The following is a 13,529-nucleotide window of genomic DNA, read 5'->3' on the forward strand; positions in this document are numbered from 1 at the left end:
TCAACATGAATTGCCGGAATCAAAGCGGCCAGTTCAGACCCGCTCCGCCGGCCTGATACGCGAACCAGAGTCCGTACAGTAGCAGCGCTGCAACGATCACGTACAGCAAAACCTGTAAGGAGTTCTTCATCTTTCCTGATCCTTTCTCAATTTCATGCGGATGAATACGATATTATCCTCCAGGCTCTCAAGCTTTGAAGAGCATTCGGATAATGTATCATAGTATATCACTTTTCCGTTGAATGTTATAATTTTCTCATGATCTCTGAAAAACGTGCTCAAATTATGAAAAATGTCGTTTCAAAACGACAGAAGGGAATTACCGTTGTGTTAGAAGACCTGCATGATCCTCACAATGCGGCGGCCGTTCTCAGGTCCTGTGAAGGATTCGGGGTACAGGAGGTGTACTTCATTTTTGAAAATCAGGAAGAGTTTAATCCCCGGAAAATCGGGAAATTATCCTCAGGATCTGCGAACAAATGGCTGGATTTCCGTATGTATCATTCAACTGAGGAATGTATTACTGAGCTTCACAAAAAGGGGTATACAGTATATGCAACAACTCTTGATGATAAGGCAAAATCCCTGTATGAGGCAGATCTTCGGGAAGAAAAGATAGCGCTTCTTTTCGGCAATGAACACAGCGGGATTTCTGAAAAAGCTTCGGAGCTTTCTGACTATACGATGTATATTCCGATGCGCGGCTTTGTACAAAGTTTCAATGTATCGGTAACCGTCAGCATCTTTCTGTTTGAATTGACAAGACAACGAATCAGTGACAAAAGACTCCAACCGCTCGATAGTAATATCCGGCAGAAACTTCTCGAAGATTTCCTCAAACGGTAAGATTCTTGCATTTCTTTTCCCGTTATCGTACAATGCAACTATATTGCAATAACTTATGAAAAACGACAATATTGAACAATTAAAGGACAAAGGTCATCGTATCACACAGGCAAGAAGTGCTGTTATAGAACTTTTGGAGAATACGGATCGTCCGACTTCAGCAAAAGCTCTTCACACAATGCTTGAACGAATAGGAATCCATGTGAATGTGACGACTGTATACCGTGAACTTGACTTCCTTCTTGCAGAAAATATTATCGAAAAAGTACCTTTGAAAGATACGGAACTGCATTATGAAATGAAAGGACGACCGCATCACCATCATCTTCTTTGTACAGCGTGCGGAAATATTGAGGATATCTCGTTGGAATCAGAACATGTTCTTTTGGAGGAAGCACATACCGTTTCTTCCTACCAAATAAACAGACACTCGCTTGCATTCTACGGCAAATGCCCGAAATGCCAGTAATTATTGGCCGAGAAGCTGATCAATACGGGCTGTGTCGTATCCTACCACCACTTCATTATCAATCCAGAGCTGAGGGACACCCATTTGTCCTGATTTTTGAACCATCTGCATCGCCGCCTCCCGATCTTTTGAGACATCAACATCTTCATACGCAATATCTTTCTGATCAAGATATGCTTTGACCATGTGGCAATACGGACAAGTCGGGGTAGAGAAGACTTTTACCGATTGAGGACCTTCCTTCTTTTTTCCCTCAATAATTCCCGTAATAATTTCCCGAAACTCCTCTACTGTTTTTACACCCATATAGAGTCCCTTCATGGCGCCGTCTTTGAAGAAAATGACCGTCGGTAATCCCGCGATCCGATAATACGATGTAAAGCTCGGATTGGAATCCAGATCAACGCTTACGAAAGTGAGATCTTTTCCTTTATATTCCTCTTCAAGCTTTTCAATGACCGGACTGAGATGCTTGCAGGGTTCGCACCATTCTGTCTGAATAATGACACCGACCGTGCCTTTTTTTTCGACGACTTCTTTTTTAAAATCAGATTGGGATATGTTTTTCATGTTTCAATACAACTGGTAATAAGTGTATTTACGATTTTCTTCTGTCGCTGTAAATCCTTTACCCATTCCTTAAGCAACTTCTCTCCGTCAGGAGTGATCCGATAAACGACCCGTTCCGGTCCGCTCTCGCCGGGTTCTTTTGTTTTTGTTACACATTTTTCTTTGTGCAATTTTGATAGGCATCTATAGATATTGCTGATATTTGCATTGCAACTCAGTTGCATTTCGATATGCTGCTGTATTTTATAACCGTAATTCGGACCTTGTGAAAGGAGGTATAAAATACAGGGTTCATAGTAATTTTCGATCACTATTCTCGGAAAGTTTTTTCTCATAGACTATATGCAAGTCTAATATAGTCAAATAAAAAAGTCAACCTCTCCTCTATCGGATTAGAAAAGTGCGTTCAAACGATATAGACGAAGATTTCCGTTCTCTATCCCCTCTCCCCTTCCTCTTTCAAAAGAAGCGTATTCTTATCTTTTTTGATTATCATAAAAAGCACCAGGTTCATTACAGCAAGAACTATAAAACCTGACAATCCTAATGATCCCACCAACAAAGTGTTCCCTCCTCGTGTCACAAGTATGGCAAGTCCGGCACTGGCATTGATCCCTCCGTGAAGGATTGAAGCTGCAATTACCGATCCCGATTTCTGACGGATATACGTAAAAATAGGTGAATAAAGCAACGTAAAAACGGTCATCAACAAAACTCCGAATACCGGAGAATCAGGATAATTGTACCCCTGAAGAATGATCGGCGCATGCCACAATCCCCAGACAACTCCCGTAAAAATTGACGTGTACCAGAAACCGTATTTTTTCAGCTCGTTGTAAAGATAGCTTCTCCAACCAAGCTCTTCACCGAAGGCTGCGATTGCATTTACCGTCACGGCAGCCACTAACCCTTGAATAATTGCCAGCCAGAACGGATGAATAGGAGAAGAGGCAATCTGCTCCTTCATTTTTGCTAAATCAGAAGGAGATAATATCGAAGCGTATTTCTCAATCATACCTTCCATGCCGGGTGAAAAAGAGACTGCGGGCAAAAGCAAACTTACCCCCATCCCGGCTATTGAAACAATAAACGGAAGAAGAAGTGCTGCAGCAAAATATTTGTTCGGTTTGAAAAAAATGTGAAGCGGTTTTTTGAGCGGCTTCTTATAAACAAATTTCTGAAGAATCACAGCGGAGACCATCGGCATAAACATATAGGAAATAAGCATGAGAAGAGCGCCCCGATGGGTAAGCCTCCCACCGGTCAGATAATACATCCCTGCCAATCCCCAACTCAATCCGAATGACAGCAAAATGTACTGTTTTACCTGTTTTGATAACGGTTGCATACTCTCATTGTAACACCGCTCAAGAATCATGCATAATAAAGGTATGTCTTTTTTCTTTATTACATTGGTCATTGCTCTTAAATTTGTTGTCCCTGCACTGATGTTGTACTTCCCCTTTGCCTCACTTTGGGCTAACTATATATTGGATGTAGTTGACGGTGACATTCTGCAGTATCTCGGGATGAGTGATATGAATTATCAGACGGTCGACAAAACGGCTGATTATGTATCTTATATTTTCATGCTGCTTCTGGGTATGCGCTGGCGGATCAAAAAAACTGTCATTGCACTTTTTATATATAGAACTATCGGTCAGATTTTATTTTTTCTAACACGAAATGAACTCTTTTTCTTCTATTTCCAGAATTTTCTGGAACCTTTAATGATGATTTATGCGTTGATTTTGCTTTTCCAAAAAGATGAATCAAAGGCTTACCGGGTCTACAAGAAATATTTCTTCCTGATTTGGGCAATTATTATCGCGTACAAAGTCTGGAATGAATGGTACCTGCATTTTGCGAATATTGACCTCTCAACAATGTTTTTCGGGATTGACGGAGCAAATATTCGGTAGCACTGTCATCCCGAATTTATTTCAGGTTCTTGCGTAATTAATATGCAAGACTTTTCCGATATATTCTGATATACTTGTCCTTTCCCTATGAACATCCGAAATATTGCCATTATCGCTCACGTGGACCACGGTAAAACAACCCTGGTTGACGCTATGCTCAAACAAGCTCATATCTTTCGTGACAATCAGAAAGAAATGCAGGAGGAACTTTTGATGGATTCAAACGACCTTGAGCGTGAAAAAGGTATCACTATTTTGGCTAAAAATACTGCAATTGATTACAAGGGAGAACGTATCAATATCATCGATACACCGGGCCACGCTGATTTCGGAAGTGAAGTTGAGCGGGTTCTTAATATGGCAAGCGGAGCACTGCTTCTCGTCGATGCAGCGGAAGGTCCGCTTCCGCAAACCAGATTTGTTCTGAAAAAAGCACTGGAAGCCAAACTCAGAGTCATTCTTTTCATCAATAAAATCGATAAAAAGGATGCCCGCGCTATTGAAATTCAGCGTGAAGTAGAAAATCTCTTTTTGGATTTAGCTGATGATGAATCGGCGCTTAATTTCACAACTCTTTACGGTGTAGGCCGTGACGGAAAAGCATTCAAAGAACTTCCGTCAAACTATACATCTGATCTTCCCGGAGACCTTTCTCCCCTTCTTGATACCATCGCAGAAGAAATTCCGAACACAAATATTAATGAAGATCAGCCTTTCCAGATGCTGATATCGACCGTTGATCATGATCCGTATGTCGGACGTATCTGTATCGGAAAAGTAACAAGAGGGACACTCTCAAAAGGACAAAGAATTTCACTTGTTGATGACGGAGAGATTATAGGGACATATACCGCCACCAAACTTTTTACCAGTAAAGGATTAGGCAGAATTGAAACCGATAAAATTATCTCAGGTGATATTGCCGCTTTAGCCGGTATTCCTGAGCTTACCATCGGACAGACAGTGACGAATCCGGAGCATCCTGAACATTTGCCGAAAATCAAAGTAGAAGAACCGACTATTAAAATCAAAATCGGTCCGAACACCAGTCCTTTTGCAGGCCGTGAAGGCGATTTTGTAACTTCCCGTCAGATAAGAGCAAGGCTGTATAAAGAACTGGAAACAGATCTCGGACTACGTGTTGAAGACGATCAGGAGACTACCTCATTTATCGTCTCAGGACGGGGTGAACTTCACCTTGCCGTGCTTATTGAAACCATGCGCCGTGAAGGTTACGAGATGGAAGTTTCAAAACCGCAGGTCATTTATAAAAAAATTGACGGCGTGCAATGTGAGCCGTATGAAGAACTGACTATTGATGTCAATAAAGATTATATGGGTGCGGTCACCGATGAACTGGGAAAAAGAAAAGCAAAAATGATGAACATGACTCCCCAAGGGGATACTGCAATTCGCCTGATTTATAAAATCTCAAGTAGAAACCTTATCGGTATTCGTAGTAATCTACTGACCAACACCCGCGGAACTGCAGTCATGCATACATACCTTCTCGGTTATGAACCCCTGGGAACAGATATGGAAAACATCAGACGAGGCGCACTGATATCGACACAAGGCGGGGAGACGCTCACCTACGGACTTGCCAATGCTCAGATTAGAGGTGTCATGTTTTATGGACCCGGAGTAAATGTCTACGAAGGAATGGTGGTCGGACTGGCTTCTCAAGAACGGGATATTGAGGTCAATGTCTGCAAAGCAAAACAGCTTACAAACAATCGATCATCCGGTGAAGGAGTTAAAGTAATCCTTGAGCCTCCTACAACACTTTCACTGGAACAGTATCTTGATATCATCGGTGATGACGAACTTCTCGAAGTCACGCCGAAGAATCTGAGGCTGAGAAAAAAATACCTCACCATCGCTGACCGTCGCGTGGCAAAAAGAAACGAGTCATAATATCTCTGCTTTCTTAAACATAATTCTCTTTTTGCCTGCTCTCCCTTATCATAAGCAGTATCATATTGATTTACATATCGAATATGATGTAATATTATAGGTTTTTATTAACCCGGGAATTTGCTTCCTGTGGTTTGTGAAATCTATAGCACTTTAATAATGAGGGAAGGTTAATAATAATAAAAGCACTTGTCTAGTGCCCTAGTAACATTTTATATTATAAGATGTTATTCGAGCACTAGATGTATGAGTGCTCTTTTTATTTGCAATCCAACAACTACAAAAAAAGAAAGGAGAATGCCTGACATTCAACTACGTTGTACAGGTGAAGCAGAAACCTGGAAGAGATCTTCGGATCGAATCGAATCTAAAGGAGTAATCCTGAGGAACTGCCGGTGAGAGCTCAATGTTCAAACCGCAATCACTATCCAAGACGTAGTACTTTCAATGGAGGCAATCTCATGTTTAGCAGCATTCCTGATCTGTTCAACCGCCGCAATGGCGACAAGTCCAAGAGTGTCGATCCCAATGCTATCCAGGTGACGATCGAGGAGACCTACAGCATCCCGGTCGCGGCAGACCGCGAGATCGTGCAGACCGCCGTCCGCGAAACCTTGGAGCAGGTTCTGCCTGCCCTCCTGGCATCGCAGCGCCGCTCGCCGTATGATCGCTCTCCCTTTGAGTCCCCGTTCCGCAGCCGCCGCTCACCGTTTAGCTCGCCCTTTGGCGACGAAAACGACGAAGACGGCACAGACGCACTCGCCGCAATCATGGCCATGGCCATGATGGCCCTGCAGTCCGAGGAGAACGGTGAGCGCGACTGCGCGTACGGCGAAGACGACTGCATGATCGGTCACGCCATGCGGACTCTGAACCTCTACGTGGAGGACGAGGAGTACCGGCGCTGGGCCGAAGAGGATGAAGGCGACGAAGAAGACATGCTCGCTGAAGAGGCAGCCGAGCAGGCTGCCGACTAGACTGTCTGAGCTTCCGCTTTGAACAAAGCCCTTTCTGACCGTAGTTTGTTGGAGGGGGCACTCCGTGCCCCCTCCGACGCTTTGCGCCTTCCCTCATTCTTTCCTTTTAACAGATATGTCACTTACAGAATTACGCCCTCATTTCCCCGGATATATCGATGTCGCACCGACCTGTCAGGATACCGAATGGCGCTGGTTGGAATATTTTCATTATGCAAACGGAGAGCCGCTCCAGACAAAAATGATTCAGGTAGTTAGCGCTCATGATCCTCATCAATTTTGGACAACTACGGCCGTCATGAAAGAAAAACAGGGAGATAAACTTCTGGGATCAAAGACACACTTGTGTCTGACGGGAGAAATTGCAGGATTTGTAGCCGCAAATACACTGTCTCATGCCGAGCGGTTACGGTCTTATTACAAGCTTGCTAACAATCACTTCATGTTTTTCGGAGGAGTTCTGATGAGACCTTTGATGGTATCTCCTCTTCCCCGAATGGGCTTTGATGAGATAAAAAATACATACTATAATCCGGATAATTCTGATTGGTATCTTGTACACCTATTTGATTTGATTTCTCAAAAAAATATTCCTGTTGACCGGGAACGGTTTATAGCAAACGTCACAGCATTCTCACACTCCATCGGAGTCATCTAAGATCTTCCCTTGCACACTTCTCTCTTCTTTTTTATAATAGAGTACTTGTCAATTCAGATTGTCAAAATAATGTTTTTCGAATAAAGGGAGTCTTTCATCTGAGGTTCCGCTCCCGGCCTCGTCATAACAGCTATCAGTTTAACCGCGACCTGACTTTCCGGTCGTTTTTTTGTGCCATCATGGATTCTTCATCATTTGAAACAATGCGTGAAGAACAGCTTCAAGAACGTGAAAGCGCGGATGTCACAAATGCCGCCCATATCCTCGGCAAGACCATGGGTGTCTCTCTTGACGGGATTCCGAGCTTTATGAAGCCTCAGGAAATTCCCGGTTTGCCGAAACAACAGGAAGGGATACCTGCCGATCATGATTGTACTATATGTGCCGTCACGGCAGCCTGCGGATTTTTCAGTGAAGCACAAAAAAACGGAGGGAATAATCCGTTGATGAGACGATTACAGGCAGTTCAGGAACTGACAAAATCTAATCCGGATATTTTGAAAGGCCCCGACGCAGAGAGTCTTATCAGGGAGCGTATGGACGCATTAAAAATCCAACCGGAAACGGTTATAACTCCTTCTTCAGAAGTTACTCCGACGAAACAGGAGGCAGTAAAACCGGCTGCGTCCGTGATACCGGAACCCGTATCGATCGTGAAAGAGGCCTCCAAAGCACAAAATGAAATCCCCAACGTGAAACCTGTCGAAGCCGCCCCTCCTCCAATTGCAAAACCTGATCTGAAAACAACTGTCGCTCATTTTGAAGCAAAAGTCCAACCTACATTGTCAGTTGAAAAGCCAAATACAATAGCATCTTTGCCACACGACCCTACCCCTGCGGAAACCGGAACCGTTCCTCCCACTGAAACTGCGCACCAATCAGCACCTCCCGCTGAACAATCCGTACCTTCTGCAGGAGATGCTCCTGTTGTAGGAGCATCTGAACATCAGAACAAACCAAATGAAAAATTGACAGAGAACACATTACTCAAAGAATCAGATGAACCAAAGAAAGAGACCCACCAACAAACTGGAGTGAAAGAGGTAGCAGTTTCTGAAACCTCAACTACAGCAGCAACTATCGACAAAACAGAACAACAATTTGAGGATTTCCAACAATCTACATCGGAAGTACAGCAAACTAAGCATACGGCAAATCCTTCCGAGTATCCGCCCGAAACTCCCCACCAGGCGGGACAAACTGTAAAGGAAAAAGCAAAAGCCTCAAACGTATATGAAAGGCTCTAGACTAGCACATTAACAATTTGTAATAGTTCATTGTAAAGGATCGATGGGGATTTGCTCCATCTCCATTCACACTCTTTCAAGTGTAATGGAAAGTTTTTCTTTACACCATTGAACTTAACGAGACGTCTTTTACAAAAGGACCAGAATGACTCTATGCCATTGATATGGACCCCTTTTGTATTTGAGAACTCATTTTTCTTGTGATTGATTCTCAAATGTTTGTCATACCCGACATCAACAAGTCCGTTGTATCCGCTCCACGAATCTGAATATACAGTACTGTTCAAGTCAATCTTTCCCTTCATAACAGCATGTAGCGTTCTTCTTTTACAGTTTGGAATGATACGAGTAAATACACGTCCTTGACGCTCATATATCCCAAATACTACCTGCTTAAATGACGTCCCACGACCTCTTTTACTTGACTTGCCTCTCATCCTTCGAGGTCCAAAGTATGATTCATCAATTTCTATCTCACCACCAACATATCGTTGCATCTGGTGCACTTGGTGATGATATATGAGTTGACGAATATTATTGTAATATTTGTTGACTGTATTGCGGTTGAGACCCAAAATACCAGAGGTCTGTGTAGCACTCAGATCGTGTGCAAAACACCATAGTATCTTTTTTCTCTTGTATTTTGATATCGGCCTATTGTTACAAACCATACCTCTAGTTTAGCACTACTCTGCTAGTCTAGAGCCTATGAAATTACCAAGATCGATAAAACCGACATTGCTGAACTTCCGACATACACAGCTAGGGAACATCAAAAACCGCCCGTGACGGAAACTTCTACTGAAGAAACACGAATGGAGATCCCAAGAGGTTTTGCTCAACCTGAGGAGTCACGGGTTTTTGGAGTAACTACCTCAACCAGGCTTGTTGCAGAACAAACGGATGTTCTTCCACAGATCTCCGAACCAGCCTCATACGTTCCGAAGGAATCTCTTCCCGACGTCATGGAATCGGGATTTGTCATTCCCCAACCGTCGATTGAAATGCACATTGGGGATCATCCCGTCACGCCTGAGGAGTCTGCCATCAAACGACATACCGGACAATCAGAAGACACTGCGGAGCAATTTTCATCACCTTCTGAAGTGCAACCGACTGATGTATCTGTCATAACGGACACGCCGAAAGAAAGGCTTCCAGAAAGCAACATCTCAACTCCCGTATCGGAAACTTCTCCGTTTGCAGCTGAAGAACAGTTCTCTTTCATGACAGTACCTGCCGAAGAGGCTGCTTCCACGGAAACAACACCGAATCAGACAGATACACCGAGCGGTTTTCAGGAATCTGTAATTACCGATTTTACCGAAAATGAGGAAAATTTATTGTCAGAACAAGCCCTTAACGCTGATACTCATATCCCGGATACTGAAACGTCAACAGTATCCCTAACACAAACGGAATCGGATGAACGAACAATTACTGCTGATTCAGAACTTATACGAACAGACATTGCGGACTTACCGCCCAATACTGAAGTCATACTTGAAACGGGGCCCCAGGCTGTTTCTCTCACCGAGCAGACAATAACCCTTTTCTCATACAAAGATGCCCATAGAGAAGATAATAAAACTGAAGATTTAACCCCGGGAGTTTATCCCGAACATGGACTCTCACCAGTTGTTGATCTGCCTTACGTCCCTCTTGAATCCATTAACCTTACCCAACTGATTGAGTATGATGCTGCTGGTCTTGTCCAAAATACTTCTGATACCTCAGAAAAAGATCCTCAAGCTCACTTTAAGGTATATGAAGATTCAGAAGACGAGATCATATCTGAGCAGCCCGATAATCAGGAAATAATTCCGGGAATACCATTTCCTGAACCGTTTCCGCTTATTTTGAATACTGAGCAGGAAGTAGTTGATCAGATTTTCAGAGGGATTGAAGATCAAAACTACCAGGAAGAGCCAATCGGCGTTTTTGTACTCCCTATGGAAGAGTCTGTGTCCGATGAAAGCAGCTTCGTTGAAGATAATGTCCTCCCCGAAGTGATCGTATTTGTCTGGAATGAAGCACTTTTTGAAAATCTGACTATGCATATTGCTGAAATTAACGAAGTTATTGAAGATTTTGCCGTTGAAGAACAACTGGACGGGATGTTCTATATTCTTTTTGACAGTAACCCTGAAGTGGCCGACGAAGAATTGAAGAATGATACATTCGGCAAATATGACGACACCGTCATTCTCCTGTGGTATATCATCAAAATGATGGCGCTATTCGGACAGGCAATGCTTTACATTGACCCGAGATCACTCATACCTGAATTTAAATATCCTTCACATAATATCGGATCTCTCCCGATTTCGGATCAAGAAGATCATATAAGTACGTAATATCTTCATCCCTGTGCCTGACACATCCCGAACTGCCCGGATCTTCTGATGATAATTTCTCAGGGTTTCCGGCTACTCCGTGAAGTCCGAAATATCCCGGTAACTCCCAATTGCACTGTTCTCCTCCGCACTCCAGATACGGTGACGGTCCGAACGGTGCTTCAGACGGCGTCGGGACATCAAGTATCAAAAAATAAGGAGCAGTTTCAGGATTATTAGTCGACTCCATTTTGTCAGTCAGTACCCAGTACTCTCTCCCGACAAGGTCGGGAAGCGGTGTCGGTCGTTCACCGGGGATACCCGTTTTCACGGTGAATTTCCTTATGAGCTCACTTTCATGAATATCGCCCGGTTTCCCGAGATACAGATACTCAACATTTGATTTCCGATGAAGCAAAAACCAATAAGCAGGCTTCATCACGTCTTTTTTTGCCTGAAACCGTGAAATGCTTTGAAATTGAGTTACGACAATACCGGTGAGAATAAGTGTGAGGACGCCCAGTATAGGTATTACCTTTTTCATACATGCCATTGTATCAAACGTTACGGTCTTTTTGCTAAAATACGGCATGCGAAATACATTTCTCACAATTCTGGTATTGCTTGCGGGGAGCATTTCATTTGTCGTATTCAAAAGTAATGCAGGTATTCAGAAACTCACCGTCAAATCAGAGAGCAACCAGGAAATATCACCGTCACAGGAACCTACCGGGATACCGGATCAGAAAGTATTGAAAAGCAATTACCATATCTATCAATCATTCAACAACTGCGGTCCCGCATCACTTTCCATGGCTCTTTCACATTATTCTATCAATGCCTCTCAGGAAGAGCTCGGGAAAGCTCTTCGACCGTATCAAAACCCCGCAGGAGACAATGATGATAAATCAGTCACATTGGAAGAATTAGGGAATAAAGTAGTTGACTACAACCTTATTCCCTTTCACCGGCCGGACGGTGATATCGAGCTTTTGACCCGTCTGATTGCACTGGATCTGCCCGTCATAACGAGAACATGGCTTACGAAAGATGAAGATATCGGCCATTATCGGGTAGTCACGGGATATGACAAAACATCGGGAGAAATTATTCAGGATGACTCTTATCAGGGACCAAACAGAAGATATTCCTATGAAGAGTTTGATGAATTGTGGAGCAAATTCGGTTATGAATATCTAGTCCTTGTCCCACCGGAAAAGAAAAACGAAGTTGAGAAAGCCCTCGGTGATGAAGTAGATAAAACCGTAGCATGGGAACACGCAAAACAAAAAGCACAGAAGATACTTGCAGAAAACCCAGATGATACAACTGCCCGCTTTAATCTGTCCGTTGCGGAATATTATCTGGGGAATTATAAACAATCAGTCGAAGAATACGAAAAAGTACGTGACAGACTACCTTTTCGGACACTCTGGTATCAATCGGAGCCTATTCGCGCCTACTTTGAACTTCAGGCTTATGATAAGGTATTCTCAATTACTGACAATATACTGAAAAACCAGAACCGGGCATATTCAGAACTGTATATCATCCGGGGAGATAGTTACATGAAACAAAATCAACCCAAATTAGCAAAGCAGGAATATGAAAAAGCGGCCTACTACAATCAGAATTTACAGATTGCCGAAGACCGCCTCCAATCTCTTTCTGTTACTCAACAATAAGCGTACCGACCTGTCCCTGCGCACGATGTTCACCCACTGAACAGTAGTATTCGAAAGTGCCTTTCTCCGTGACTGTAAACTCTACCGTTCCCGTGTCGCCGTTCTGAACGACAGGCATTTTGACTCCGAGCTCATCAATGACAAAATCATGCATCATACTGACACTGTTCATTACAATGCGTACTTTATCCCCTTGCTTTACCCGGATTTCATTCGGTTTGTAGTAAAAACTTCCCGCTTCCACTTCAACAATCTGTACCGCTTCTTCTGAAGTACCGGCAGCCGATTGCTCTCCCGATCCGGAAGTAGTTGTATCCGGGGCCATAGAGTCATCCGTCTGACTTTCTGTTTCCGTTGTCGTATCTGTGTTGACTGCCTGTGAATTCTGATTGTTCTGTGTCATAAAAATCCCGGCCGCAACGACTGCCACGATAATAACGGCTCCGATAATAAGCATATTGCTATTCCCTTTCGGTGATTGTGCTGCCTGTTCCATAATAAAAAATAAAATTTTAATTTTGTCTCAATGACAGCAATAATTGTGTCATAGATGCTTTATTTTGTAAAGTAGTTTCAAAAAGTAAAGTATGATACAATGGATACCTATGGCAGAATGCAATGTAGAAAAGACTATCAGGATAATCTCCGGTAAATGGACAACTTCAATTCTCTATCAGTTAATGTTGGGTAAGAAACGTTTCGGTGAACTTCAAAAGACCATGGACGGAATCAGTTCTAAAACTCTCACTGACCGGCTGCGAATGCTTGAAGGGAAGAAGCTGATTTCCAAAAAGGTCTATCCTGAAGTTCCTCTTCATGTTGAGTATTATCTTACAGAAAAAGGAGAAAAACTCAATAAAATATTTAATGCGATGGATGAATGGGGACGGGAAGTTTAATCA

Annotated in this window: 16 protein-coding genes; 10 read left to right on the forward strand and 6 right to left on the reverse strand. The window is 43.1% G+C overall.

Translation table 11 applies throughout. From position 1 onward, the window contains the following. Nucleotides 1–258 precede the first annotated feature (258 nt). Nucleotides 259–846: an RNA methyltransferase gene (locus IPM65_01750; protein ID QQS44303.1), complete on the forward strand. Its 588-nt coding sequence runs from the start codon at nucleotides 259–261 to the stop codon at nucleotides 844–846. Nucleotides 847–901: 55 nt separating this feature from the next. Next, the gene (locus IPM65_01755; protein ID QQS44304.1) at nucleotides 902–1,315 is read left to right on the forward strand and encodes a transcriptional repressor; all 414 of its coding nucleotides are present in this window, start codon (nucleotides 902–904) and stop codon (nucleotides 1,313–1,315) included. Here IPM65_01755 and IPM65_01760 read toward each other — a convergent pair whose 3' ends face one another. The 3 genes from IPM65_01760 to IPM65_01770 form a co-directional block, all read right to left on the reverse strand. Further along, nucleotides 1,316–1,885 carry a glutathione S-transferase N-terminal domain-containing protein gene (locus tag IPM65_01760; protein QQS44305.1) on the reverse strand — a complete coding sequence of 190 codons (570 nt, stop codon included), beginning with the start codon at nucleotides 1,883–1,885 and terminating at the stop codon, nucleotides 1,316–1,318. Further along, a complete protein-coding gene (locus tag IPM65_01765; protein QQS44306.1) occupies nucleotides 1,882–2,220 on the reverse strand; it encodes a PadR family transcriptional regulator in 339 nt (112 codons plus the stop codon). Before IPM65_01765 ends, IPM65_01760 begins: the two co-directional genes overlap by 4 nt. 101 nt (nucleotides 2,221–2,321) lie before the next feature. Then, the gene (locus IPM65_01770) at nucleotides 2,322–3,233 is read right to left on the reverse strand and encodes a CPBP family intramembrane metalloprotease (protein QQS44307.1); all 912 of its coding nucleotides are present in this window, start codon (nucleotides 3,231–3,233) and stop codon (nucleotides 2,322–2,324) included. Between the two features lie 43 nt (nucleotides 3,234–3,276). Here IPM65_01770 and IPM65_01775 point away from each other — a divergent pair, with 43 nt between their 5' ends. The 5 genes from IPM65_01775 (at nucleotide 3,277) to IPM65_01795 (ending at nucleotide 8,606) form a co-directional block, all read left to right on the forward strand. Then, nucleotides 3,277–3,807, forward strand: coding sequence for a hypothetical protein (locus IPM65_01775; protein ID QQS44308.1), 531 nt, complete (start codon nucleotides 3,277–3,279; stop codon nucleotides 3,805–3,807). A gap of 87 nt (nucleotides 3,808–3,894) precedes the next feature. Further along, entirely contained in the window at nucleotides 3,895–5,724 is a 1,830-nt protein-coding gene (gene typA / locus IPM65_01780) for a translational GTPase TypA (GenBank protein ID QQS44309.1), read from the forward strand. A 461-nt stretch (nucleotides 5,725–6,185) separates the two neighbouring features. Then, complete coding sequence (locus tag IPM65_01785; GenBank protein QQS44310.1) at nucleotides 6,186–6,701, forward strand: hypothetical protein; 516 nt, start codon at nucleotides 6,186–6,188, stop codon at nucleotides 6,699–6,701. 115 nt (nucleotides 6,702–6,816) lie between these two features. After that, nucleotides 6,817–7,359, forward strand: a complete 543-nt coding sequence (locus IPM65_01790; GenBank protein ID QQS44311.1) for a hypothetical protein — start codon at nucleotides 6,817–6,819, stop codon at nucleotides 7,357–7,359. Between the two features lie 179 nt (nucleotides 7,360–7,538). Then, complete coding sequence (locus IPM65_01795) at nucleotides 7,539–8,606, forward strand: hypothetical protein (GenBank protein ID QQS44312.1); 1,068 nt, start codon at nucleotides 7,539–7,541, stop codon at nucleotides 8,604–8,606. Here IPM65_01795 and IPM65_01800 read toward each other — a convergent pair. Continuing rightward, on the reverse strand, nucleotides 8,603–9,277 hold the full coding sequence (locus IPM65_01800; protein QQS44313.1) for an IS1595 family transposase: 675 nt from the start codon (nucleotides 9,275–9,277) through the stop codon (nucleotides 8,603–8,605). The genes IPM65_01795 and IPM65_01800 overlap by 4 nt on opposite strands. A gap of 144 nt (nucleotides 9,278–9,421) precedes the next feature. Between IPM65_01800 and IPM65_01805 the strand changes: the two genes are divergently transcribed. After that, nucleotides 9,422–10,963, forward strand: a complete 1,542-nt coding sequence (locus tag IPM65_01805; GenBank protein QQS44314.1) for a hypothetical protein — start codon at nucleotides 9,422–9,424, stop codon at nucleotides 10,961–10,963. On the opposite strand, the gene IPM65_01810 is transcribed toward IPM65_01805, so the two are convergent. Then, nucleotides 10,896–11,486 carry a L,D-transpeptidase gene (locus tag IPM65_01810; protein ID QQS44315.1) on the reverse strand — a complete coding sequence of 197 codons (591 nt, stop codon included), beginning with the start codon at nucleotides 11,484–11,486 and terminating at the stop codon, nucleotides 10,896–10,898. The two genes, IPM65_01805 and IPM65_01810, sit on opposite strands and share 68 nt — an antisense overlap. Nucleotides 11,487–11,532: 46 nt before the next feature. Here IPM65_01810 and IPM65_01815 point away from each other — a divergent pair, with 46 nt between their 5' ends. Continuing rightward, nucleotides 11,533–12,627, forward strand: a complete 1,095-nt coding sequence (locus IPM65_01815) for a C39 family peptidase (protein ID QQS44316.1) — start codon at nucleotides 11,533–11,535, stop codon at nucleotides 12,625–12,627. Here IPM65_01815 and IPM65_01820 read toward each other — a convergent pair. Continuing rightward, nucleotides 12,614–13,123 carry a cupredoxin domain-containing protein gene (locus IPM65_01820; GenBank protein QQS44317.1) on the reverse strand — a complete coding sequence of 170 codons (510 nt, stop codon included), beginning with the start codon at nucleotides 13,121–13,123 and terminating at the stop codon, nucleotides 12,614–12,616. The genes IPM65_01815 and IPM65_01820 overlap by 14 nt on opposite strands. 91 nt (nucleotides 13,124–13,214) lie before the next feature. Between IPM65_01820 and IPM65_01825 the strand changes: the two genes are divergently transcribed. After that, nucleotides 13,215–13,526, forward strand: a complete 312-nt coding sequence (locus tag IPM65_01825) for a helix-turn-helix transcriptional regulator (GenBank protein QQS44318.1) — start codon at nucleotides 13,215–13,217, stop codon at nucleotides 13,524–13,526. Nucleotides 13,527–13,529 lie beyond the last annotated feature (3 nt).

The organism is Candidatus Roizmanbacteria bacterium, assembly GCA_016700135.1.
Taxonomy (GTDB): domain Bacteria; phylum Patescibacteriota; class Microgenomatia; order UBA1406; family GWC2-37-13; genus UBA1450.